The 23,228-nt window shown below is 52.4% G+C and carries 24 protein-coding genes; 5 read left to right on the top strand and 19 right to left on the bottom strand.

Features of this window, described 5'->3' with window-relative positions; all coding sequences use genetic code 11:
* Window positions 1–105: 105 nt before the first annotated feature.
* From DG177_RS16285 to DG177_RS16265, 5 genes are all read right to left on the bottom strand, one after another.
* Window positions 106–2,802, bottom strand: a complete 2,697-nt coding sequence (locus DG177_RS16285; RefSeq protein ID WP_108812450.1) for a TonB-dependent receptor domain-containing protein — start codon at window positions 2,800–2,802, stop codon at window positions 106–108.
* Between the two features lie 77 nt (window positions 2,803–2,879).
* The gene (locus tag DG177_RS16280; RefSeq protein ID WP_337658959.1) at window positions 2,880–4,403 is read right to left on the bottom strand and encodes a hypothetical protein; all 1,524 of its coding nucleotides are present in this window, start codon (window positions 4,401–4,403) and stop codon (window positions 2,880–2,882) included.
* Between the two features lie 299 nt (window positions 4,404–4,702).
* The gene (locus DG177_RS16275) at window positions 4,703–5,077 is read right to left on the bottom strand and encodes a hypothetical protein (protein ID WP_108812449.1); all 375 of its coding nucleotides are present in this window, start codon (window positions 5,075–5,077) and stop codon (window positions 4,703–4,705) included.
* A 186-nt stretch (window positions 5,078–5,263) separates the two neighbouring features.
* Window positions 5,264–5,911, bottom strand: coding sequence for an HAD-IA family hydrolase (locus DG177_RS16270; protein ID WP_108812448.1), 648 nt, complete (start codon window positions 5,909–5,911; stop codon window positions 5,264–5,266).
* Entirely contained in the window at window positions 5,908–6,828 is a 921-nt protein-coding gene (locus tag DG177_RS16265; protein ID WP_108812447.1) for an SMP-30/gluconolactonase/LRE family protein, read from the bottom strand. Before DG177_RS16265 ends, DG177_RS16270 begins: the two co-directional genes overlap by 4 nt.
* Before the next feature lie 85 nt (window positions 6,829–6,913).
* Here DG177_RS16265 and DG177_RS16260 point away from each other — a divergent pair, with 85 nt between their 5' ends.
* The 3 genes from DG177_RS16260 to DG177_RS16250 are packed head-to-tail and all read left to right on the top strand — an operon-like array spanning window position 6,914 to window position 10,549.
* On the top strand, window positions 6,914–8,350 hold the full coding sequence (locus DG177_RS16260) for an aldehyde dehydrogenase family protein (protein ID WP_108812446.1): 1,437 nt from the start codon (window positions 6,914–6,916) through the stop codon (window positions 8,348–8,350).
* Between the two features lie 11 nt (window positions 8,351–8,361).
* Window positions 8,362–10,008 carry a thiamine pyrophosphate-dependent enzyme gene (locus tag DG177_RS16255; protein ID WP_108812445.1) on the top strand — a complete coding sequence of 549 codons (1,647 nt, stop codon included), beginning with the start codon at window positions 8,362–8,364 and terminating at the stop codon, window positions 10,006–10,008.
* Window positions 10,009–10,036: 28 nt separating this feature from the next.
* Window positions 10,037–10,549, top strand: coding sequence for a VOC family protein (locus tag DG177_RS16250; protein ID WP_108812444.1), 513 nt, complete (start codon window positions 10,037–10,039; stop codon window positions 10,547–10,549).
* Between the two features lie 28 nt (window positions 10,550–10,577).
* Here DG177_RS16250 and DG177_RS16245 read toward each other — a convergent pair whose 3' ends face one another.
* The 14 genes from DG177_RS16245 to coxB form a co-directional block, all read right to left on the bottom strand.
* Complete coding sequence (locus DG177_RS16245; protein WP_337658958.1) at window positions 10,578–10,985, bottom strand: EVE domain-containing protein; 408 nt, start codon at window positions 10,983–10,985, stop codon at window positions 10,578–10,580.
* Window positions 10,986–11,089: 104 nt separating this feature from the next.
* On the bottom strand, window positions 11,090–11,668 hold the full coding sequence (locus tag DG177_RS16240) for a fasciclin domain-containing protein (protein ID WP_337658957.1): 579 nt from the start codon (window positions 11,666–11,668) through the stop codon (window positions 11,090–11,092).
* A gap of 113 nt (window positions 11,669–11,781) precedes the next feature.
* Window positions 11,782–12,555: an SDR family oxidoreductase gene (locus DG177_RS16235; RefSeq protein ID WP_108812443.1), complete on the bottom strand. Its 774-nt coding sequence runs from the start codon at window positions 12,553–12,555 to the stop codon at window positions 11,782–11,784.
* The gene (locus DG177_RS16230; protein WP_108812442.1) at window positions 12,552–12,923 is read right to left on the bottom strand and encodes a dihydroneopterin aldolase; all 372 of its coding nucleotides are present in this window, start codon (window positions 12,921–12,923) and stop codon (window positions 12,552–12,554) included. The genes DG177_RS16235 and DG177_RS16230 overlap by 4 nt, the downstream gene beginning before the upstream one ends.
* 66 nt (window positions 12,924–12,989) lie before the next feature.
* Window positions 12,990–13,844 carry a class I SAM-dependent methyltransferase gene (locus tag DG177_RS16225; protein ID WP_337658956.1) on the bottom strand — a complete coding sequence of 285 codons (855 nt, stop codon included), beginning with the start codon at window positions 13,842–13,844 and terminating at the stop codon, window positions 12,990–12,992.
* 22 nt (window positions 13,845–13,866) lie between these two features.
* Complete coding sequence (thrC, locus tag DG177_RS16220; RefSeq protein WP_108813025.1) at window positions 13,867–15,270, bottom strand: threonine synthase; 1,404 nt, start codon at window positions 15,268–15,270, stop codon at window positions 13,867–13,869.
* Between the two features lie 42 nt (window positions 15,271–15,312).
* On the bottom strand, window positions 15,313–15,903 hold the full coding sequence (locus DG177_RS16215; protein ID WP_108812440.1) for an SURF1 family cytochrome oxidase biogenesis protein: 591 nt from the start codon (window positions 15,901–15,903) through the stop codon (window positions 15,313–15,315).
* Complete coding sequence (locus DG177_RS16210; protein WP_108812439.1) at window positions 15,900–16,292, bottom strand: DUF983 domain-containing protein; 393 nt, start codon at window positions 16,290–16,292, stop codon at window positions 15,900–15,902. Before DG177_RS16210 ends, DG177_RS16215 begins: the two co-directional genes overlap by 4 nt.
* A gap of 9 nt (window positions 16,293–16,301) precedes the next feature.
* A complete protein-coding gene (locus DG177_RS16205) occupies window positions 16,302–17,171 on the bottom strand; it encodes a cytochrome c oxidase subunit 3 (RefSeq protein WP_108812438.1) in 870 nt (289 codons plus the stop codon).
* A 34-nt stretch (window positions 17,172–17,205) separates the two neighbouring features.
* Window positions 17,206–17,796, bottom strand: a complete 591-nt coding sequence (locus DG177_RS16200; RefSeq protein WP_108812437.1) for a cytochrome c oxidase assembly protein — start codon at window positions 17,794–17,796, stop codon at window positions 17,206–17,208.
* The gene (locus DG177_RS17815; RefSeq protein ID WP_337658955.1) at window positions 17,793–17,957 is read right to left on the bottom strand and encodes a hypothetical protein; all 165 of its coding nucleotides are present in this window, start codon (window positions 17,955–17,957) and stop codon (window positions 17,793–17,795) included. The genes DG177_RS16200 and DG177_RS17815 overlap by 4 nt, the downstream gene beginning before the upstream one ends.
* Complete coding sequence (locus tag DG177_RS16195; RefSeq protein ID WP_108812436.1) at window positions 17,954–18,859, bottom strand: heme o synthase; 906 nt, start codon at window positions 18,857–18,859, stop codon at window positions 17,954–17,956. Before DG177_RS16195 ends, DG177_RS17815 begins: the two co-directional genes overlap by 4 nt.
* A 90-nt stretch (window positions 18,860–18,949) precedes the next feature.
* The gene (ctaD, locus tag DG177_RS16190) at window positions 18,950–20,602 is read right to left on the bottom strand and encodes a cytochrome c oxidase subunit I (RefSeq protein WP_108812435.1); all 1,653 of its coding nucleotides are present in this window, start codon (window positions 20,600–20,602) and stop codon (window positions 18,950–18,952) included.
* Window positions 20,603–20,616: 14 nt separating this feature from the next.
* The gene (gene coxB / locus DG177_RS16185) at window positions 20,617–21,663 is read right to left on the bottom strand and encodes a cytochrome c oxidase subunit II (RefSeq protein WP_108812434.1); all 1,047 of its coding nucleotides are present in this window, start codon (window positions 21,661–21,663) and stop codon (window positions 20,617–20,619) included.
* 252 nt (window positions 21,664–21,915) lie between these two features.
* On the opposite strand from coxB, the gene pyrE reads away from it, so the two are divergent.
* Both pyrE and DG177_RS16175 read left to right on the top strand, forming a co-directional pair.
* A complete protein-coding gene (gene pyrE, locus DG177_RS16180; RefSeq protein WP_108812433.1) occupies window positions 21,916–22,497 on the top strand; it encodes an orotate phosphoribosyltransferase in 582 nt (193 codons plus the stop codon).
* Complete coding sequence (locus DG177_RS16175; RefSeq protein ID WP_108812432.1) at window positions 22,494–23,228, top strand: pyridoxine 5'-phosphate synthase; 735 nt, start codon at window positions 22,494–22,496, stop codon at window positions 23,226–23,228. The genes pyrE and DG177_RS16175 overlap by 4 nt, the downstream gene beginning before the upstream one ends.

Genomic DNA, 23,228 nt, shown 5'->3' with positions numbered 1-23,228 from the left:
TGCTTCCCTAGAGGAGCTATAACGGTTTGGTGACCATCCTGCGACTCATAGATGACACAAAAGTTACAGAATTCAATTCACGCTCGCCGCCATGCGCGGGGAGACTCAAAAATTGATCCCGATACTCATCGAAAGCCGCGTTCCAACATCATAGCCATTATTGATTATCCGGGTGTCGTTCAGTGTCTGTGACTCGCGGTAATCCGTGCCCAGCAGATTGCGGGCTTCAAATTTCAATTCAAATTCCTGACCCGCAATTTTTAGTTGTTCCCGCATCACGAAATCAATCTGCCAACCCGTCCGCTCAATAAGATCGGGTTGATCCTGCGGCCCACGTGCGGTGACACGTGGGCTGTTATAGGTCAGCAAAATCGTCTGCTGTGACAAGCCTTCTTCGGCTTCCATTCCAAATTGCAGATTAGCGACATGGGTTGATTGACCAGTGAGGCGATCACCATCTGCGAACAGGTTCAATGCCGACGTAGGCTGCAGCGTCACCGGGTTTATAGCTGTATCACCATCAGCAACTTTGATCTCCGATTTGGTATATGTGTAATTCGCTGCCAAGAGCAGGCGGCGGTCTTCAAAGAAGTCACCACCGAACAGGTCATAGAGAGGGATATATTTTACCAGCTCAACCTCCGCGCCGTACAACTGGGCCTTGGGCGCATTGGAGAAACCGGTAAACAGCGTTCCACCGCCCTGAACAAAGGCGACATTCTCAATCGGATTGTCGATATCTTTATAGAAGCCTGCCAGCGTGATCCGCTCGCCACGACCGATATAATATTCAAAGCGACCTTCGACATTGATCAACTCGCTATCCTCAAGCAGCGGGTTACCAATGAATGTCCGGTCGGTATCAAGATCGAGAAATTGTTGCGGCGCCAATTCACGAAATTGCGGACGTGCAACCGTTTTGGAAGCAGCAAGACGGAATTGCATATCATCGGCAAAATTCCATGTCAGCGTCCCAGCGGGCAACCAATAATCGTTATTCAGGTTGGTTGCGACCGAAGCCTGACCGCCGGTGAGCGTGATTGGCAATACTTCTTGCTGTGCATCTTCATAACGTACGCCAACGTTCAAACGGAGACCATCGGCCAGCTCGGCATCAAACTGACCGTAGCCACCATGGATTTCCAATTCTGCGGTATAAGCCGGAACCGAGGTCTGAGCCGCCACTTCACGCAGCTCAATCTCTTGGGTGAAGACGTTAATGTCTGACAGCAGAAAATCGATGCGCTGCTGGTCGAACGGGCTTGCCAGTCCATTGGCTGGGACAAAACGGAAATCACGGCGCTGCGCTTCGCGATCGTTGAGATAATAGCTGTAACCAACGGTAAAATTGATCGGTACACCGATATCGGTTTCGTAACCAATATCAATTCCGGCACCATAAACATCATCGTTCAGATCACTGAACCGGATTCGCGCAGACTCGCCCGGCGAAGTCAGATCGTTGACAAAGTCATTCGCAAACTGGTCATCAAATGCATAGCTCGACGTTCGTTGATACGGTGCATCCCGCTTCGAATTGGCATAGCTGCCGCGCAGGTCAACTGACAGTTCGTCAAATTTGAGTTCACCGACAAACTGGGTTGTAAACAGCTGCCGTTCAAACCAACTGGTACGGCTTTGATTGAGTAAGGTTTCTTCATCGACATTGATCGCATCAATACCCTGTTTGATTGATGCATCTTTGACGGTATCGTGAATATAGAGGTTGGTGAACCGGAATTTATGCTCACCAATCTCCGCAGATAAGGCCAGTAAGCCATTAACAATGATACGATTTTCCGTTGTCAGGAAATTGAAATTCTGATCTGGCCGCAAACCTTCGGTACCGTCTATATTGACGATACCCTGTGACGTTTGTTGCAAACCGCCACGCGTCCGCCAGCTATTTTCAAAGCCAGCTGTTGCGATAATACCGACAAAAGCGTCGCCGACGTCAATTGTAGTACCACCGGTGACTTCAGCAGAGAAATTCGCCGGAATGTCGTTGTTTCGCTGAATCAATGCCGTTTCAGCATTGGTCAAACTTGCAGCAAAATTTTGCAGATCAAGGCTGGTAAAGTTATCGCCAACGGAAATAGGTACGTTTTGCGCTATCGCTTGACCAAGACCATTCGGGATGTCTCGCGTCCCATCATCAAAGCCAATAATATCCGAGTCTGAGCCATCATATGTATAACCTAGTTCCCCCGTTGTTTCGCTGTCGCCGCTGATACCAAAGCTGAATTTCAGAAATGGCTCATCCGGAGTAGCTTTGGTTGTCAGGTTGATTACACCGCCGCCAAATTCACCGGGATAGTTTACCGAGTAGCTTTTCTGGACCACAGTCGAAGCGATGACACTTGTCGGAAACAGATCGAGTGGAACTACACGGCGCAAAGGTTCTGGTGAAGGTAATGGCAAACCATTGAGCAAGGCCAACGAGTACCGTTCACCCAAACCGCGGACGAAGACAAAACGACCACCCACAACACTCAGACCGGTAACCCGCTGCAGCGAGCCAGCAATATCGCCGTCGGCCGCGCGGGCAATTTCTTCCTCACCCAAAACCGATACGACTTCCGAAGTTGCCCGGATCGGGTTCGGTATAAATTTACCGCGAACGATAATATCGCCGCTAAAATCACCCCCAGGAGCGGAAATATCCACATCTTCATCTAGAGCTTCATCAGCTGAGTCGGGCTGTGCAGCCGAATCTTCAGCAATGGTTTGCGCCAAAACAGCAGGCGAAAATAGCGCCGTGCTCACGAATAGACTTGTGACCAAAGATGCCCGCGTCGTCATCGGAATTTTTCCTTTTTCATTGTACAAAAAAGGGATGACGACCCCTGATGGCCGCCATCCCGTTATCACTAATTTGCTTAGTCGATTGTTGGAGCGGTTCCGCAATCGTCGGCGTAGAGGCCGCAGGTCCAATCCTGAAAGCGCGTATCATTCGCGTCCTGAACCGCACCAATATAGGATACATCCTCGAAGAAGCTGTCCACTGCACTCGGCGCAAATGGCGTCACTCCATTTTCGTTCGCACCGTTGATGAATGGGAAAGCCGCCGCGCTATTCGCCAAGGTAGATGTACCGGCCTCAGTGTTATTTGTTCCTGCATTGAAGAGGGTCTGAATCTGTGCCGCGGTGATGTTACCATCGTCCACAAATGCCGTCGCACAGCTCATGAAAAGAGATTCAAATACCGGAGGACCATTCTCATCCGCGGCAGCGCCGGCAGCCTGGATGGTAGTCGCACTGTCGATATCGATGCAAGCTGCGGGACTGTTGAAGACACTGTTGTAGAATTCATAATCTCCGCCGCCGCGCAGCAAGATCACGTGATCTTGACCACTAGACACAAAGGTTACGTTGGCGAGTCTATGACGTTGGCGTGGTTCAGCATCTTCATCACCGTTTGAGTCTGCTTCCATCACATGATCACCGCCACCTGCGCGCTGTACCACCAGAACAAACTGGTTGTTCCCCTGGAAACCGGAGTCGGAGTCAACCGAGTCATCATCGATGCCGGTCATAGCCAGGTTTTTACCATTTACCCGGCCACCAAACCATTCGACGCCATCGTCAGAGCTGTTATGTACCTGGATATTCTGAAAGAATGTTCCGCTGCCAACACCGGCTAAGGTAATGCCATTGAGCTCGTTACCAGGCGAAACCTCAAAACCAGGATAACGAACCTGTACATAAGACATGCGTCCGCTGGAATCGGCAGGTAATGTGCCACCATAAACGGCGTTGGTTGGGCCCTCTACAATTGCTTCACAATCTGTGCGCGAACCACCTGGGTTGGACGCGCCGCCTGTAGAACAATCAGAAATTGGCGCGCGGCCGAGGATAACCACACCGCCCCACTGACCAATGCTGTTAACAGTGGTTGTACCCAATATGTTTTGACGCGAGGTCATGATGATCGGTTCAGAGGCGGTGCCCTCAGCAAATAACTGCGAACCGCGATTGACCAGCAAGAAGTCACCGCCAGACGAACCAAAAATCACGACGCCGGGCTCAATTGTCATGATCCCGGCGGTGCCGCCATCAACACCGACTTCGACCGCACCGGAGAAAGAATAAATCGTGCCATCGCGATTAGGTACAGTCAGGTTTCCAGTGATGACGCCGGATATCTGGCAGTTCCGCACTTCCTGGCTATTTCCTGTTGTGATCGTTCCGACATTGGCTATGCCAACCGGGCAATCAGCAGCAGGGCCGCCAGGCGGGGTTGGTGTCGGCGTAGGAGTTGGGGTTGGCGTAGGTGTCGGCGTCGGCGCAGGCAAAACTATGGTGCCTTCACCTGGAGAGGCCACGTCATCGGCACCACAAGCGGTCACCGCCACAGCCGCCGCACTGGCGAAAAGTACAGAACGAATTTGCTTATTCAACATGGATAAAGTCTCCGCAGATAACTGATTTCAAACACTTCAGATCAGATGATGTGGAAACGAATCAAAATGCCCCCATCGCCTTCGGACTCGGGCACTAGGCGCGACAAATGACCCGCCGATGCCGTTTGCATGACGCTTTGGAGACAATATTATTTCAGGATTGTTGCAGTCGCTTGGTAAGCCGCCAAAGCGCTTAGCTTTTAATGCTGCAGTGCAAAAATGCAGCAGTGTAAATATTAATAAACAAAAAAGGCGGCCGCATGAACGACCGCCTGCTTATAATGGCACGAAATTTCGGTTTAGCGAGAAGCCAATCGTCCATTCAGATCGTTCAACGCCATCTCAGCCGCCTTGCGAGAATTCATAACCTGGCCATCAGCAAGCACCAAATCAAAGCTGCGATTGCTGCTCATGGCAGCTACGAACATTTTCGCTGCATCACCCGAGCGTCCGGTACGGGCATAAGCCTGACCCAGATTGATCATAACGGCTGGATCAGTGAGCTTTCCGCTTTCCAGCTTTGCAACAGCCGCCTTATTGTCGCCAGCCATCAAAGCATCATAGGCCAAAGCACCCCTATCGTAGCCAATTTCACCCTCTTGCGCTTGTGCCAGTGCAGGCGACACCGTCATCGTCAAGCCTATTGCAAAGGCCATAATCTTTGCGTTTTTCATACTCACTCTCCTGTTTCTTTGGGCCATTATTACAGTTTTATGACGTATTTTGCAACATAACTGTAATAATAGTGTCATTGAAGAGTCATTAAAAACTGGCGGTCAAGCACCATTTCTACCGAAAACAACATGCTTTCAGTATGTTAGGATCGTTGAAAATCTATAGATTTGTGACGAAATTCGCTACTATGCGAACGGCATATCCAACAGTGCATGCAAGTCTTTCAGCGCCTGCTCTTCGCCGGTCACTTTGATCGCGGCCATACCCAGCGCCGCAGCGGGCTTGCAGTTGATACCAAGGTCATCAAGATAGATGCACTGTTTCGGATGCACGTCCAAAGCCTCGCACATCATCTCATAAATGCGCGGATCGGGTTTCCTTATACCCACCTTGCTACTTTCAATAATATGATCAAACCGTGCCATAATCTCCGCGATCGCGGCTGCCTTTTCATCATTCAGCGCCATGCCCGATCCTTTGCCAGATGGGACGTTGTTCGTGATGCAGCCGATAGTAAAGTCCTGGGCTTTCAGTGTATCGAGCATTGCCACCATTGCCGGACGGATATCACCGGCCAGACAAGCGAGCACATCGCTGCCGTTCAGCTCGATACAAATTGCTCTCGCTTCTTCGGCAAAAAGCGCATCAAAACCGGCGGCGTCAATTTCTGATCGTTCAAATTTCGCCCAGGCGTTATCATGCGGATTGGTACTGTTGATCTGACGAACGCTATGGATCGGCACGCCGCGCTCAGCCTCCAGCCGATTAAATGCATCAAATGGCGAACTGGTGATTACGCCGCCAAAGTCGAAAATTACGGTGTCATGGTTCATTTATTCAGATATTCCAATTTGAGGCCAGGGCGTTTCCATCGCATTTTCATCAACTTTCCGGTCGCGGACAGACAAATATAAGCATCCATCATATCGGCACCACCGAAACAGATATTGGTGGTAAAGATATCCGGCGTTGGCACGAACTCTACCAACTCCCCATCCGGAGAAATCACGCTGATCCCGCATTCACCGATGGTTGCGACACAGATATTACCGCTCTCTTCCATCGCCAAACTGTCGAAAAACTTGTATCCAGCGGGGCGATAGACCGGGATACCGGGGCCGCCTGGCCCAGCATCCGGAGAGACTTTGCCCGGTTCGGTAATATTGAACTTCATCAACCGGCAAGTGAAAGTCTCCGCTGCGTAGAGAGTTTTACCATCAGGTGATAACCCAACGCCATTGGGGTTTTGCGAAGGAAAGATGACTTCCTCCAAATAACTACCATCGGCCTTCGCATAGAATATCCCGACAATGTCATGACAGCGCTTTTCATAATCCGTTTTACCGTGATCGGTGAACCAGAATCCGCCATGTTCATCAAAGACAATGTCATTCGGCCCGCGAAGAATGCAGTCAAAATCACCGCTCTTGTAAAGCACTTCTACCGCACCGGTTTGCGGATCAATCCGCTCGATCCGACCACCGGAATAATCCTTTGCAATACCGGCCGGGGTTAGAAAGCCGTTCGCTTCCTGATATTCAAAGCCGCCGTTATTACAGACATAGATTTTGCCGTCGGGACCTAGCGCGGCGCCGTTGGGGCCGCCGCCCGGCTTCGCAATCACCTCCTTGGAGCCATCCGACCCGATACGGGTCAGTTGTCCGGCGGCGATTTCAACCAATATTACGCTGCCGTCAGGCATTGCGATCGGGCCCTCGGGGAAACGCAGTCCGTCGGTAACCAGTTCCATCTTTTTCCTCTCGAAAATTTGTCACAGTCATTGCGGGAAACAGACGACAAGTCTAGTGCTGTCTCAACCGGTTACAGGAGCAACTATGTCAAATACCTATCCCCCTACCCTGCAACTTCATATTGACGGCGAATGGATTGATCTGGCGGATCGCGATGTCCATCATGTTGTCAATCCAGCGACCGGAAAAACCATTTCCGATTTGCCTAAGGCAAGCATCGCCGATCTTGACCGTGCACTGGATGCGGCGGATCGGGCTTTTCCGGTCTGGCGCGATACGCCTGTCAATGAACGCGCAGCGATCCTCCGCAAGGCTGCGGAGCTGATGCGTGAACGCGCTCCGGAAATCGGTCGGCTAATGACTGCTGAGCAAGGCAAGCCGTTTACTCAGGCCGCAGGCGAGGTAACCGGCTCAGCCAATCTGTTCGATACAATGGCCGAAGAAGCCAAGCGCTGTTATGGTCGTGTCCTGGTGCGCCCGACCGGCCAGCAGAGTTTCGTCAAATATCAACCTGTCGGCCCAGTCGCCGCATTCAGTCCCTGGAATTTCCCGGTTTTCACGCCTGCACGAAAACTGGCTGCCGCACTCGCCGCCGGTTGCTCGATCATCTTGAAACCAGCGGAAGAGACTCCGGCAAGCGCAATTGAAATGATCCGCTGTCTGGTCGATGCCGGCCTGCCAGCTGGAGTCGTACAGGTTGTCTTTGGTGATCCTGCACAAGTATCTAGTCACCTGATCGCATCGAAAATCATCCGCAAAGTCAGTTTCACTGGTTCCGTTCCTGTCGGCAAGCATCTGATGAAACTGGCGACAGAGAATATGCAGCGCACGACTATGGAACTGGGCGGTCATGCGCCGGTCCTGGTCTTTGATGATTGCGATATGGACCAGGCGCTCGACCTGCTGGCCATGCAAAAATACCGCAATGCGGGGCAAGTCTGCGTCTCCCCTACCCGCTTCTATGTTCAATCCGGGATCTACGAAAAATTCGCTGCGGAATTTACGAAGCGCGTGGAAAAGGTCCGGGTTGGTGACGGCTTTGGCGATAATATCGACATGGGACCGCTTGCCAATCCACGCCGCCCAGAAGCGATGGAACAACTCATCGGCGATGCGAAGGCCAAAGGCGCAACCGTGCGTCTTGGTGGAGAGGCAATCGATGGTGATGGCTATTTTTATCGCCCAACTGTCTTGACCGATGTGCCGCTACAAGCGGATATCATGAGCAGTGAGCCTTTTGGCCCGGTGGCTGCCATGCGACCATTCGACACATTGGACGAAGCGTTAGAGCAGGCCAATCGCCTGCCATTGGGCCTTGCGGCTTATGCCTTTACCGAAAGCCTGCGCACAGCCAATATTGTCGGAGACATGATTGAGGCCGGCATGGTTGCGATCAACAACATGACCATCAGCCCCGGTGACGCGCCTTTTGGGGGCGTAAAAGAATCTGGTCATGGATCAGAAGATGGCCCCGACGGGTTGAAGGCCTATATGGTTACTAAAGCCATTCACCAGAGCTGAGGATTAGCAACATGACCAAACGTACCGGCGCTCAAATCCTGGTCGATCAATTGATTATCCAGGGCGCCGACCGCATTTTCACTGTGCCGGGAGAGAGCTTTTTGTCCGTTCTTGACGCGCTGCACGATTGCGATGAAATCGAGACTGTGTCTACTCGCCAAGACGGCAGTGCCGCATTCATGGCGGAGGCCGATGGAAAGCTGTCCGGTCATCCCGGGATCGCCTTTGTCACACGTGGTCCGGGTGCCACCAATGCCAGCATCGGCGTCCACACCGCGATGCAGGACAGTACCCCGATGATCCTGTTTATCGGCGACGTTGCCCGCGATGATCGTGACCGCGAAGGTTTTCAGGAAGTCGATTTCACCGCGATGTTCACACCGCTCGCCAAATGGGCGGCGCGGATCGATAATGCCGCCCGCATCCCCGAATATATCGCCCGTGCCTTTGACACAGCCAGCTCCGGTCGACCCGGCCCTGTGGTGCTTAGCTTGCCTGAGGATATGCTACGCGACGAGGTGGAAGCACTGGACCGTCCGAAAGTGGTCGCACCGGTTCAACCCATGTGTGCTAATGCGATGACCACGCTGACCGATCTGCTTCGCGATGCGACGGATCCGATAGCGATTGTCGGAGGGGCTGGCTGGTGTGCCAGCGCAAGAGAAAACTTCGCCACCTATGCCGAGCGTATCGGCCTGCCTGTCGCTTGCGCGTTCCGCCGGCAGGATAATTTTCCCAACACCAGTCCTGTTTATGCTGGCAATCTCGGCTATGGCCCCAATCCCAAGCTGGTTGAGCGGGTGAAAGCGGCCGATCTAATCATCGCTGTCGGTGCGCGGCTTGGTGAGGCTACCACCGATGGTTATACACTAATCACCCCCGATCATCCCGATCAAACACTGGTCCACATCCATCCCGATCCCGATGAACTGAACCATGTCTATCGCATTGACCTACCGATTTGCGCGGAGATGCATGAATTTGCTGAACAAGCCGCTTTGTGGGAAGACGATTTGCTCAGCTTTGACTCGGGCAAAGCAGCCTATGCTGATTACACGGAATGGACGACCGTCAAACCCAGTGGTGCCAAACTCGATCTCGGCCCCTGTGTCGCGGCGATGCAGGACATGTTGCCTGCTGACGCCATTATCAGCAACGGGGCAGGTAATTTCTCCGGCTGGTGGCATCGCTACTGGACCTATGGTGATTTCCCGAGCCAACTTGCTCCAACATCGGGCGCTATGGGCTATGGCGTCCCGGCATCCGTTGCTGCTGCCCTGCGGTTTCCGGATCGCGTCTCCGTGGTAATCGCGGGCGATGGCGACTTCATGATGAACGGACAGGAGCTTGCAACTGCGATGCAATATGATGCAAACCTGCTGGTGCTCGTCATCGACAATGGCAGCTTTGGCACCATTCGCCTCCATCAAGAACGTGAATATCCTGCGCGCCTGTCGGCTACTTCGCTACAGAATCCGGACTTTGCCATGCTCGCCAAGGCCTATGGTGGATGGAGCGCAACGGTCGAAAGCACGGAGCAATTTGCGCCAGCACTGACTGAAGCCATGAAGCACAAAGGCCTGCGCCTATTGCACCTGAAAACCGATGTCGAATATCTCACCGCCGCAGGGGCTACGGTCAGCAGTTTCCGAAAATAGCCCGAAAAATGCTTGAGAGGAATCTATAATGAAAGCGCCCTATCTTCTGTTTGTTGCAGGATTAGCCGCCTGCTCCCCAGTGCAGGAAGAAACCGCTCCAACAGAAACTGAAACCCAAGAAGAAGCCGCGACGCTTGGCCTCAACCATATCGGCTTTGCGGTTACCAAGCTGGATGACAGTGTGGCTTTTTTTGTTGATACTCTGGGCTGGAAAACCGCTGGCGGCGAGCCGGAATATCCTTCTGTATTTGTAACGAATGGCGATATGTTTGTCACACTATGGCAGGTGACTGACCCGACCAACGCCGTTGCTTTTGATCGAAAGAACAATGTTGGCCTTCACCATATGGCAATCACAGTCCGCGATCTTGCAGCGTTAGATGCACTTCACGAACAATTTCTCGCTAAGGACAATGTGGTTGTTGAATTTGCCCCAGAATTTATGGGGGATGGTCCAACCACTCACATGATGATCCGCGAGCCATCTGGATTGCGTCTGGAGTTCATTGTGCCTGCGGACCGGGTTGAATCGGGAAGCTAAAAACTGAGGCACCAGTGCCACAAATTTCTCAGGCTGCCATCGTCAGTATCGCTTCCCATTCGTCGCTGGTCACCGGAGCCACTGACAAACGGGTCTGCCGAATGATAGCCAAATTTTCGAGTTTCGGATTCTGCTTCATTTCTTTAAGCGGCACTGCTTTGTCCAATTTGCGTACCGGCTTCACCTTTACAGCAATCCAACGGCCGGTATCGTCGAACGGATCTGGAAACTTTTCTTCACTGACTTCCATGATTCCAACAATTTCCAGTCCCTGGCGGGAATGATAGAAGAAAACCTGATCCCCGACCTTCATCATTTTCATATTATTGCTGGCCTGCGCATTTTTGACGCCGTCCCACGTGCCTTCCTTTTCCGCGACCAGATCATCCCAGCCATATTCGTCCGGTTCGGACTTCATCAACCAATATTGCGCCACAGGACTGCTCCTTATTCAATAACCACACCCCAATAGCGGCATGGCGGGCAATAAAAAAGGCCCCGCCGTTGAAGCGAGGCCTTTCGGAATTGTGAGGTTCAATCTTAGCCAGGCATAACGACTGTATCGACGGCGTGAATCACACCATTGGTCGCTTTGACATCGACGAGAGTTACTGTTGACTTCCCGCCAGCAGCATCTTCCAAGACGACTTTTTGACCTTCGAGCGAAGCCTTCAGCTTCGTGCCTTCAACCGTGGTCAAGGTTGCTGTGCCACCGCCATCGGCAATTGCCTGTGTGACATCTGCTGCGGTCATCTCTCCGGAAACAACATGATAGTTTAGCAGAGAGGTAAGATCTTCTTTCTTTTCTGGAGACAGCAAAGCACTGAGTTCTGCAGGATCGATTTTGTTAAACGCATCATTGGTCGGCGCGAAAACCGTAAAGGGGCCTTCTTCCGCCAGCGTTCCACCCAATTCCGCGACCGTCATAGCCATAACCAGTGTCGACAATTCTGCATTATTTTCGGCAACGCCAACAATATTGGTGGGTTCGGCGGGTTCTTCGACCGCCGCACTTTCGGCATCACTTTCGCCATTCGCTGTGTTGGCAGCCTGCTCGCCACAGGCTGTTAAAGAGATTGTGGCTGCACAAGCCAGAAGGATTTTGGAAATGTTACGCACATTGGTCCTTTCACTAATTTGTCCCCCATTTTAGCTAAAGCCCACACAGCAGGGTGGGAGCTCTTCCCCGCCATGTAAGGTAGTTATCGATGAACGGAATGGTAATTCGGGACCTAGCGACGCTCCATGAACATGAAATCGCGATCGAAACTTTTCATATGTGCACCGCCGTCTACAAACAAAGTCTGGCCAGTCACACTATCTGCCTCGGCGAGATAACGCACTGCCGCAGCAATATCATCAGGCGATGAGAGCCTGTTCAGCGGCATGACAGTCGCTAAACGGGTCATCTGCTCGGCACTATAATCTTCGGTTGCCAAGGTAAGACCAGGCGCAATGCCGTTAATCCGCAGTTGGACGGCACACGCGATAGCCAGGGTACGGATTGTTTCAGAAAGGGCCTGTTTGGACAATGTGTAGCTCAATTGATCGCCATTTGGGTTGCGAACCCGCTGGTCAACAATATTGACCACTGCGGCGCGCTCATTTTTTGGCACCCGTTTCGCTAGCAATGTTGTCAACAAGGTTGGCACCATCATATTGATTCTCAGATGCTGTTCTAGATTCCGGTCATCCAGACTTTGTGCATCATCATAGTCGAACAGCGAAGCGTTGTTGATCAACAGATCAGGAGGACGTCCAAAATGCTCGACTACCGATTCTAACAGTCTGGAAGCCGCACCCTCTTCGACAAAATCGGCAACGAAACCAGACCAATCGGTGTTGTGAACCTTCAGAGCTTCGGTCAGCATATCATCTGGCTGTGCATCACTATGGCCATGAAGCGCCAACGCGTAACCTGCTTCCGCCAAGCGAGTCGAGATATGCGCGCCAAGTCTCCTGACGCCGCCTGTGACCAAAGCCAGTTTCACCGGATTGCCATTCATTTGCGCGCCCGTGACAGCGTTATACCAATGGCTTCCCCTTTTTCGGAAATGAGCAGCTTTACAATTTTTACCGTCACTCGCAGCACATTCTCATCCTGCAAGAACAATGTTTCCATAATATGGTCGGCCACGGCCTCGATCAGTTTGAAATGCACGCCCTCTGGTAGGGCTGTGGTCGCAGCATCTTTAAGGTCCATATAGTTTTTGGAGCTTTCCAGCGGCGTTTCGGCCTCATAGCGCTCCTGAACTTTCAGTTCCGCCATAATCGAGATGCGCAACGGCTGTGGTAGATGGGTTTCTTCGGAATAGATGCCGGTCAGGACATCGACCTCTAAATCATTGACCTCTAATGTAAGTGTATCTGTCATGAGATGTCTTCACCACTTTGCAGACGAAATGGCAAGCCATGCTGTCAGTTTGATGGCGACGAATCCCTATTTGGACCAGCGCGCGTAGATCGCCGTTGGCAATAACAACCCGCGTGATTCTTCTTTGACAGCCAGTTCCCCTACCTCAACAGTGCCCCCCAAATGGGCCAGTTTTTCTTTAAGCAGCGATCCCAAAGCAAGCGCAGACATCCGCACTGCATAGACGGTCAGAAAGAGGCAGCGACTTTCCTCGTCTAACAACTTTCCGCAACTTTCGATCAAAGGAGCTAGGTCCTCTTCCAGTCGCCAGATCTCCCCATCAGGGCCTCGGCCATATTTTGGTGGGTCGAGCAGAATCGCGTCATAGCGCCGCTCCCGCCGCACTTCACGCGCTGCGAATTTGGCAGCGTCATCGATGATCCAACGAACTGGACGCTCAGACATGTTGGATAGTGCCGCATTGTCTCTGGCTGCAGAAACAGATTTCTTAGACGCATCGACATGGACCAATTTGGCACCAGTAGCAGACAGTGCAAGTGTTCCCACTCCGGTATAACCAAACAGGTTGAGCGCTTGCGCTTCTTCCAAATCTTGTAAGTTTGACCGAAGCCAACGCCACACCGGGTCCATATCGGGAAAATAAGCCAGATGCCGAAAGGGCGTGCATTGTGCGGTAAAGGTAACTTCTTCCCAACTCAGTGGCCACCCCTCTTGTGGAACGGGCCGGTTGAAATGCCAGCGCCCACCCCCATCGTCATCGGATGCGGGGATAAACTCGCCATCTGCTTGCCATTCCTCCCGCGCAGGCGACCACATCGCCTGGGGTTCGGGTCGAATGAAATGATAATCGCCATAGCGTTCGAGCTTACGACCATTGCCGCTGTCAATCAGCGCATAGTCGCTACGCGGATTGCTGATCATTACCCCCGGCTTTGATGATGCCTCAACCATTTGCAGGAGTGGCTTTGGAGGTTACAAAAGCCTTCACCGAGTCATAATCACCCGGAAGTTTATCGCAGGCTTCTTCTCGATCAAAAAGGTCACCGATACGTCGCGGTAAGGCAGGCCGCATGCCGGTCGCCCGTTCGACAGCATCCCTGAACTTGGCGGGATGGGCTGTTGCCAGGGTCACAATCGGCACCGAGGGATCAATTTGGGCTGATCGCGCTGCGGACAGGCCAATGGCAGTATGCGGGTCAATCACCTGCCCGGCCTTCTCTTGCGCTTGACTCATCGCTAGCGTCATTCCGTCTGGATCAACTCTTTCACTGGCGAATATGCCAGCAGCTTTTGACAGCATATCCGGCGCTATCTGCATATCGCGGGTCGCTTCAAACGCTTTCATTCGCGCCGCCGTTTTTGCGCCATCACGACCTTCAAGATCAAAGAGCAGACGCTCAAAATTGCTGCTGATCTGGATATCCATTGATGGTGCCGCAGTTGGGGTTACGGTGCCCGCAGAATAATCGCCTTGGCTCAAGGCGCGATGAAGTATGTCATTTACGTTGGTCGCGACAATCAAACGTTCAATCGGTAGCCCCATTTGCGCTGCAACATAGCCGGCGAATACATCACCAAAATTGCCCGTAGGAACCGAAAATGCCACTTTGCGATATGGCGCACCCAATTGTGATGCCGCATAGAAATAGTAAACAATCTGAGCCATTAGCCTTGCCCAGTTGATTGAATTAACCGCGGAAATAGCAAACCTGTCAGTCACTTCTTTGTCGGCAAACATGCGTTTGACCATAGCTTGTGCGTCATCAAAACTGCCATCTATCGCGACATTGTGAACATTCGGCGCCAAAACGGTGGTCATCTGCCGTCGCTGGACATCCGATATCCGTCCATCAGGATGAAGCATGAATATATCGACCTTGTCGCGCCCCGCCAGTGCATCAATAGCGGCGGACCCCGTATCACCCGAAGTTGCGCCCACGACAGTCAAATGCTTGTCCTGCCTCGCCAGAAACGTTTCAAATAAGAGTCCCAGCAGTTGCAGTGCGACATCCTTGAATGCCAAGGTTGGCCCGTGAAACAGTTCAAGCAACCAATGTTGCCCATCCAATTGCACCAATGGGGTCACCGCATCATGTGCAAAACGGCCATAGGCTTGCTCACACAGGTCGCGTAATTCTTCTTCTGACAGCGCGTCACCGACAAAGGGCCGCATCACCCGAACCGCTAGCTCGGAATATGGAAGTCCAGCCATGCTGGCAATCTCAGCCTGCGTTAGCTTAGGCCACTGAGCTGGCACATAAAGCCCGCCGTCACCCGCCAGCCCAGTCAATGTCACCTGTTCAAAATTTAGCGGTGCCGCGCCGCCCCGTGTTGAGATATATTCCATGATGGCCAGCGGGTTAGCGACCTGATTGGCCAAGAGCAAGTTTTAAGCTTTGGTAGCCCCACCAATACGCGCTCGCAAAGCCAGAAAAAATATGATCAATGCGATACCGGCAAACAGAAACCACTGCACGGCATAGGCCATGTGATTGTTGGGGACGTCGTCAGTTGACGGTTCCTGACTTTTTTGCAAGCCAGCAACCGGTTCGCTGGCAACCAAACGCACCACATTTTGACTGTCAGGTGCAATGATACCGTTCACAAATCCGCCTTGCCAAGTGGGATCGTCGGATGATCTGGACCAACCTGCCACAACCTGTGCGCCTGGCCCCTCCCCTCCGGATGTTTTGCAATGCGCAATATGAGCCCACCCAGATTGGCCATTTGCATTTCGCCCGCTAACAGCACGCCAACCCAATACCTCAAGGCAATTTACCGTTGATTTCCGGAAATAGGGTGCACCCTCACTGACGGGTACAGTTGGATAGCTGACGGCGGGCTGATCACTCGCAGCTTCGTAAGTTGCCAGCAGATCATTCTTCCAATCAGCCCGTTGTAATTGCCAGACGCCTAACCCGATCATCGTCGCGACGGCCGCCAAAACAATGACTGTGCCAATGATCGGCAAGCTCTTCATTCTTCAGTACCATCATCGATGCTGCCTTCGCGGGCCTGGTTACGATGTTCCAAGATCAGCAGTATCGCTTTCGAAACGCGCAAGGCTCCAACAACTGCTGCAATTGTGAGAGGGAACCAAAGCATGGCGTGGACCCAGATTGGCGGGCGCCAGTTGAGCTCGACTATCAAGGCAAGCGCTAGCACCAGTCCACCGACGATCAATGTTAAAAAAGCCGCAGGACCATCACCAACATTGTACTTGTCATAGTCTAACCCGCAAGCCCTGCACTTGTCAGAAAAAGCCGTCAGGCTTCGAAACAGGGTTTTCTGTCCGCAATGGGGACAGAGTCCAAAAAGGGCAGCAGGAAAAACGTCCGGCTGCCCTTTTGAGTGTTCGCTATCAGTCAATAGACCGCCCTAGTGAACCGGTGCGCCCCAGCCGCCCCATACATAAACAGCGAGGAACAGGAACAACCAAACAACATCAACAAAATGCCAGTACCATGCAGCGGCCTCAAAACCGAAATGCTGTTTTGGCGTGAAATGGCCTTTATAGGAACGCGCCAGACAAACGATTAGGAAGATCGTACCGACGAGCACATGGAAACCGTGGAAACCGGTCGCCATATAGAAGGCGCTGCTATAGTTTATGCCTGCAAACGGGAATGGTGCGATGCTATATTCGTAAGCCTGTATCGCGCTAAACACGGCCCCAAGAATGATCGTCAACCAAAGACCTGTAATCAGGCCCTTGCGATTGCCGTGGATGAGCGAGTGATGCGCCCAAGTTACCGTTGTACCAGAACAGAGCAGAATCAGGGTATTCAAGAGGGGCAGTTCGAAAGCGTTCAAAACCTCTATGCCCTTTGGTGGCCACTGCAGAAGCGCTTCTGCGCCCTCTTGGCCAATCATGTTGGTTGTGAAGCCCTCGGCAAACTCCAGAGGCTGCGGGAACAAGGAATAATCGAACCAAGCCCAGAACCAGCCGACGAAGAACATGACTTCCGAAGCGATAAACAAAATCATTCCATAGCGGAGGTGCAATTGCACAACCGGTGTATGATCGCCAGCATGCGCCTCTTTGACGACATTTGACCACCATGCAAAAAACGTCAGCGCAACCGTCGCAACACCAATCGCAAATACCATTGGACCGAAAGATCCAAAGACATCAGGATGTAGCCACATCACACCGCCGAACGCCATCGTCAGCGCAGCAAACGCGCCGAAAAACGGCCAGATGTCTGGCGGCAATATGTGATAATCGTGATTTTTGGCTCCGGCCATGGTTTAATTCCCCAAACTTCTTTCGTTACTGTTCTTAGCTCTCGCTCTTTGCGGGGTCCACCGCAATGCCATTTTTAGAGCGATAAAATGTGTAGCTCAACGTGATCTCTTCAATATCGCGCGTTTCCGGATCTTCTAGAATCGCGGGATCAACATAATATAATACAGGCATCCGCATCGTCTGCCCCGGTTTCAAGAGCTGTTCGGTGAAACAAAAGCACTGTACTTTGTGAAAATATTTACCGGCTTGAACAGGCGTAACATTAAATGTCGCGGTGCCCACAACCGGCCGCTCAGATTTGTTCGTCGCAATATAGATTGCCATGTCGCGTGCGCCAACACTGACGCGGTCAACTGCTTGTTCGGGCTTAAAGGCCCACGGCAAAGCAGAATTGACGTTGGAGTCAAAACGAACGGACATAACCCGTGCAGTGGTTTGTACTGTGGCCGCTTGCGCCGCATCAACCCGCTGGGTGGTTCCGCCATAGCCCGTGACCCTGCAAAATATCTCATAGAGAGGTACGGCGGCATAGCCCATGCCAAGCATAGCCAAACCCATCGCCCCAGCCATCACGGCGCTGCGGAGATTTTTGCTTGATAAATCTCGGGTCTGTGCGTGGCTCATGATACCGAACTGTTTATCTTAACAAAGGTGATGAAGTAAAATAACACGACGAGGAAAAAGAGCAAGCCAGCCATGATCGCCGCGCGATGCTTTTGCTTGGCCTGGTAGACCTTTTGTTCCTCAGGTGACATCGCTGCCTTGCTGCCATCAGAATCGCTCATGCGAATACCATCCTGTCCGCTACCAGCGCACCAAACAATGCGAACAGGTAAATAATCGAGAAGCTAAACAGATGTTTCTCAGCGGACATTGCGGCGGGATTTTCGGTTTTGCTCAGACCAACGCGCAGCGATAGAAGGACAAAAGCTATGCTCAACACTATGGCCACTGCTCCATAGACGCCACCAGTCATGCCAAGGGCGAAGGGAGCAATTGCGCTTATCGCGAGTATCAAGCTGTAGGCAAAAGCCTGTCTGCGCGTCGATTGTCGGCCAGCGACGACCGGCATCATAGGGATTCCGGCTTTGGAATAATCGCTGTTCACAAACAGTGCTAGCGCCCAGAAATGCGGAGGTGTCCAGAAAAATATGATGGCGAACAGCAAGATCGGCATGGCCGTCACATCACCGGTTACCGCAGCCCATCCGATCACCGGCGGGAATGCTCCAGCAGCGCCACCAATCACAATATTCTGCGGTGTACTACGCTTCAGCCAGATGGTGTAGACCACGGCATAGAAGAAAATCGAAAAGGCCAGAATCGCTGCGCTTAACCAATTGACCGCAACGCCCATCAGCAACACAGAAAAAACCGATAATCCAACACCAAAATGCAAGGCCGTCTCACGTTCCATCCTACCGGCAGGAAGCGGACGACTGGCGGTGCGCTTCATGACCGCATCGATATCATGCTCATACCATTGATTCAGCGCCGCAGATGCCCCAGCGCCCAGGCTGATTGCCAGTATAGCCGTAAAGCCTATTACAGGATGAATTGTTCCCGGAGCCGCTAGCATGCCGCAGATCGCAGTAAAGATCACCAGCGACATCACGCGCGGTTTGGTCAACGCAAACAGATCCTGTGCGCTGGCCAGCTTGTAAGATGATGTCGAAGCGGTTGTCATGTTTCTGTTTATATCTCTAGTCGCCAATATGGCAGTCTGTCCTGCAACCCATTGGTCACCGGACAGACTGTTATTATTGCTTTGCCCAGATTACTTGATCTGAGGAAGCGTTTCAAACTGGTGGAAAGGCGGCGGGCTGGACAATGTCCATTCCAGCGTCGTTGCACCTTCGCCCCAGTAGTTATCTTCCGCTTTGCGACCAGCGATAAATGCCCAGGCGATATTGATAAAGAAGATCAACACACCAACTGCCATGATCGCATAGCCGATGGACGCAATTTCGTTCCAATAGGCGAATTGCTCCGGATAGTCGGGATAGCGGCGCGGCATGCTCTGGTTACCCAAGAAGTGCATTGGGAAGAACAATACGTTCACGCCGATGAAGAAAATCCAGAAATGAAGCTGACCTAGCAACTCGCTATAATGGCGTCCGGACATTTTCGGGAACCAGTAATAGAAACCAGCAAAGATCGAGAAGACAGCACCCAGCGACAACACGTAATGGAAATGAGCCACCACATAATAGGTGTCATGCAGGTTGTCGTCGATACCGCCATTGGCCAGTACAACACCGGTCACACCACCTACCGTAAACATGAAGATGAAGCCCAGCGCCCAAACCATCGGAGTTTTAAAGGTCATCGAACCGCCCCACATGGTCGCAATCCACGAGAAGATTTTGATGCCGGTCGGCACCGCAATAACCATGGTTGCCGCGGTAAAGTACATTTTCACATTTACCGACATGCCGGTCGTGAACATATGGTGCGCCCAGACAACAAAGCCGACCACGCCAATTGCCACCATGGCATAGGCCATGCCAAGATAACCGAAGATAGGCTTGCGCGAGAAGGTTGAGATAATGTGGCTGACCATGCCGAAACCGGGCAAGATCATGATATACACTTCAGGGTGACCGAAAAACCAGAAGAGATGCTGATAAAGCACCGGATCACCACCACCGGCGGCGTCAAAGAATGTCGTCCCGAAGTTACGATCCGTCAGCAGCATTGTGATTGCGGCAGCCAGCACTGGAAGAGCCAGAAGCAGCAAGAAAGCCGTCACCAAAACTGACCATACAAAAAGCGGCATTTTATGCAGCGTCATGCCTGGTGCACGCATGTTCAAAATGGTTGTAATGAAGTTCACCGCACCGAGAATGGAACTGGCACCGGCAAGATGGAGCGAGAGAATGGCCATATCCACTGCGGGCCCAACGGAACCACTGGTAGAAAGCGGCGCATATACAGTCCAGCCGGTTCCGGCTCCGTCGCCTGTTCCTCCAGGGACAAATGCCGATCCCAATAGCAACAGAAATGCAGGAATAAGCAGCCAGAAACTAACATTGTTCATGCGCGGGAACGCCATGTCTGGCGCACCAATCATCAACGGTACGAACCAGTTACCAAAACCGCCGATCATCGCCGGCATGACCATGAAGAACACCATGATCAAGCCATGCGCAGTTATCAGCACATTCCAGAGATGAAGCGCTTCATCCATTGAAGCCCCTGCTCCTACCCAGCCAGAGAGATACTGGATGCCAGGTTCAGCGAGCTCCATCCGCATCATGCCGGAGATAGCGCCGCCAATAATACCGGCAATAATCGCAAAAATCAGATAAAGTGTACCAATATCTTTGTGATTGGTCGACATGAACCAGCGTTGAAAAAAGGCCGGCTTGTGATCTGCGTCATGTGCGTGATCATCCACAATCTGACCGTCTGCTGCAATAGTTGTCATCGCTTGCGTATCCCTTAGTTTACAGCGGCGGCTGCATCAGCAGGCGCGCCTTCTGTTGTCGTCTCGTCAGATGCGGTTTCTGCGTCAGCATCTGCTTCCGCTTCGCCCTCTTCCGCAGCCTCTTCACCTTTTACGGTTCCGCCGTTAGCGCGAACCCAGTCGTTAAACTTGTCCTCTGGCAGAACTTCAACCGTGATAGGCATGAAACCATGCCGTGCGCCACAAAGCTCGGAACATTGGCCATAGTAGACACCAACTTCATCGATCTGCAGCACTTTTTCATTGATCCGGCCGGGTACAGCATCAAGCTTGAACCATGCCGCCGGTATTGCGAAACTGTGAATAACATCAGCACCGGTGATCAACATTTTAACCGGTTTGCCGACCGGAATCACCATCCGATTATCCACTGCCAGCTGGAAAGGCTCTCCGCGCGCATTCGCCTCGTCTTCAGGCAGCATGTTGGAGATGATTTCAAAATCGCCATTGTCCGGATAGTTGTACCCCCAATACCACTGGTAGCCGGTCACCTTCACCGTGAGTGCATCCTCGGGCGCAGGCTCAAACTGCTTCGCCAGCAGGCTGATGGAGGGAACAGCAATAACCAGCAAAATCAAGACAGGAATCACGGTCCAGACAATCTCGATAAATGTATTATGAGTGGTCTTGGATGGCTCCGGATTGGCGCCCCGGCGGAACCGGATCATCACGATAAACAGCAATGCCAACACAAACAGGCAGATAACGGTCATGATCGGCAACAAAATGACGTTGTTAATCCATTTCGCCTGCTTACCCGTTTCACTTACCTGCGGTTGAAAGTCGAGACCGCCATCGACCGGCATTCCGACACCCTCTGTCGGTTTCATCGGCGTATAAAGTTCAGGGTCAAGGCCAGATGTTGGAGCAGCTTCAACTGCAGGTACTTCTGTATCTGCACTGGCCTCTGCCGGCGCGGCTTCCGCTCCTGGCGCTGCCGGCAGCGCATCTTGCGCCATTGCTGTTGCCGGTGTGAGAATCAGGCCCAATGCCAGAATCCATGCTTTCACATAATGAGTCATTACTTGCTCAACCTTATCTAAGCCCTAATTTCCGGTCGTTTTCAGCCCATATACCGCCCAGATATTCTGGTAAATATGCCCATTTGGACACCAACCCGACTAACCTGAAACATCCCGTTTGGAGCGGCTTATAAGCAGGGTTGTCGCAAGCCTCAAGCTACTCTACGCATATTTTTTAAGTTTTTGGGCTTTCATTAAAACCAAGATGAACCCATTTCGGATATAGAAACCAGAAAGGACGGAACAAAAACCTTGACCGAGAACGAAATATTGGACGAATTCCGCGCCAGCGATGCCCTTTTGGAAGGGCATTTCATATTGTCATCTGGTCGGCATAGCGCACAATATCTGCAATGCGCCCGAGTACTTATGGATCCAGCACGTGGTGCGAGACTGGCCAATGCACTTGTGTCCAAAATGCCTGAGAATATTCGGAATGCCATCGAGATTGTCGTCTCTCCGGCCATGGGGGGCGTCATCGTGGGTCACGAAATGGGCAGAGCCCTTGGCAAGGAAGCAATATTCCTCGAGCGCCCCGAAGGTACGTTCGAACTGCGGCGCGGTTTCCGTTTGGAGCCTGGCCAAAAAGTGCTGATGATGGAAGATGTTGTCACCACGGGCCTATCGTCACGTGAAGCCATAAAGGCGATAGGTGAAGCTGGCGGCGACGTGATCGCAGCAGGCGCGTTGGTCGACCGCTCGAATGGGACAGCAAGTTTTGATGTCCCATTCTATCCCTTGATCGCATTGGAAGTACCTTCCTATGCCGATGAGGATGTACCTGCCGAGCTGGCCGCTGTTCCGACGACAAAGCCTGGCAGCCGCCAATCATGAATCAAGCGTCACATCTTAGACTGGGCGTCAATATTGACCATGTTGCTACCATTCGCAACGCTCGTGGAGGAGATCATCCGGAACCCGTTCGGGCGGCAACCATAGCGGCAGAAGCCGGGGCAGATGGCATCACCGCTCACTTGCGCGAAGATCGGCGGCACATCCGCGATGGCGACCTGATTGAGTTGATGGACAAGCTTTCTATTCCGCTAAACCTTGAAATGGCGGCTACAGATGAAATGCTGGACATTGCACTACGTCACAAACCACATGCAGCCTGTATCGTACCGGAAAATCGAGAAGAACGCACAACTGAGGGTGGCCTGGATGCTGCGGGTCAGCATAACCGGTTGAAGGATTTTGTCGGGCAGCTGCGCAACGCCAATATTCGCGTCAGTCTATTCATCGAACCGGACCCACGTCAGATCGAAGCGGCGATCCATCTCGGCGCACCGGTGGTCGAGTTTCACACCGGTCATTATGCGCATGTCAGTGGCACCGAACGCGAAAAGGAACTGCGCCGGATCAGCGACGCAGCTGCACTCGCCGCTAAAAACGGCATCGAGCCGCATGCCGGACATGGCCTGACTTTCGAGAATGTTGTTCCCATCGCAGCCATCCCCCAATTGGTCGAATTGAATATCGGTCATTTCCTGGTTGGCGAAGCAATTTTCGGCGGTCTGGCCGGAAGCATCAGGCAAATGCGTACGTTAATGGACGATGCGCGGTGA

Source organism: Sphingorhabdus sp. Alg231-15 (genome assembly GCF_900149705.1).
In the GTDB taxonomy this organism is placed as follows: Bacteria; Pseudomonadota; Alphaproteobacteria; order Sphingomonadales; family Sphingomonadaceae; genus Parasphingorhabdus.
This window is presented reverse-complemented; position numbering and strand designations above follow the sequence as displayed.

Coding starts and splice junctions, on each gene's coding strand:
- DG177_RS16285 (WP_108812450.1), bottom strand. CDS start 2,802: ATGACGACGCGGGCATCTTTGGTCACAAGTCTATTCGTGAGCACGGCG.
- DG177_RS16280 (WP_337658959.1), bottom strand. CDS start 4,403: ATGTTGAATAAGCAAATTCGTTCTGTACTTTTCGCCAGTGCGGCGGCT.
- DG177_RS16275 (WP_108812449.1), bottom strand. CDS start 5,077: ATGAAAAACGCAAAGATTATGGCCTTTGCAATAGGCTTGACGATGACG.
- DG177_RS16270 (WP_108812448.1), bottom strand. CDS start 5,911: ATGAACCATGACACCGTAATTTTCGACTTTGGCGGCGTAATCACCAGT.
- DG177_RS16265 (WP_108812447.1), bottom strand. CDS start 6,828: ATGGAACTGGTTACCGACGGACTGCGTTTCCCCGAGGGCCCGATCGCA.
- DG177_RS16260 (WP_108812446.1), top strand. CDS start 6,914: ATGTCAAATACCTATCCCCCTACCCTGCAACTTCATATTGACGGCGAA.
- DG177_RS16255 (WP_108812445.1), top strand. CDS start 8,362: ATGACCAAACGTACCGGCGCTCAAATCCTGGTCGATCAATTGATTATC.
- DG177_RS16250 (WP_108812444.1), top strand. CDS start 10,037: ATGAAAGCGCCCTATCTTCTGTTTGTTGCAGGATTAGCCGCCTGCTCC.
- DG177_RS16235 (WP_108812443.1), bottom strand. CDS start 12,555: ATGAATGGCAATCCGGTGAAACTGGCTTTGGTCACAGGCGGCGTCAGG.
- DG177_RS16230 (WP_108812442.1), bottom strand. CDS start 12,923: ATGACAGATACACTTACATTAGAGGTCAATGATTTAGAGGTCGATGTC.
- DG177_RS16225 (WP_337658956.1), bottom strand. CDS start 13,844: ATGATCAGCAATCCGCGTAGCGACTATGCGCTGATTGACAGCGGCAAT.
- thrC (WP_108813025.1), bottom strand. CDS start 15,270: ATGGAATATATCTCAACACGGGGCGGCGCGGCACCGCTAAATTTTGAA.
- DG177_RS16215 (WP_108812440.1), bottom strand. CDS start 15,903: ATGAAGAGCTTGCCGATCATTGGCACAGTCATTGTTTTGGCGGCCGTC.
- DG177_RS16205 (WP_108812438.1), bottom strand. CDS start 17,171: ATGGCCGGAGCCAAAAATCACGATTATCACATATTGCCGCCAGACATC.
- DG177_RS16200 (WP_108812437.1), bottom strand. CDS start 17,796: ATGAGCCACGCACAGACCCGAGATTTATCAAGCAAAAATCTCCGCAGC.
- DG177_RS17815 (WP_337658955.1), bottom strand. CDS start 17,957: ATGAGCGATTCTGATGGCAGCAAGGCAGCGATGTCACCTGAGGAACAA.
- DG177_RS16195 (WP_108812436.1), bottom strand. CDS start 18,859: ATGACAACCGCTTCGACATCATCTTACAAGCTGGCCAGCGCACAGGAT.
- ctaD (WP_108812435.1), bottom strand. CDS start 20,602: ATGACAACTATTGCAGCAGACGGTCAGATTGTGGATGATCACGCACAT.
- coxB (WP_108812434.1), bottom strand. CDS start 21,663: ATGACTCATTATGTGAAAGCATGGATTCTGGCATTGGGCCTGATTCTC.
- DG177_RS16175 (WP_108812432.1), top strand. CDS start 22,494: ATGAATCAAGCGTCACATCTTAGACTGGGCGTCAATATTGACCATGTT.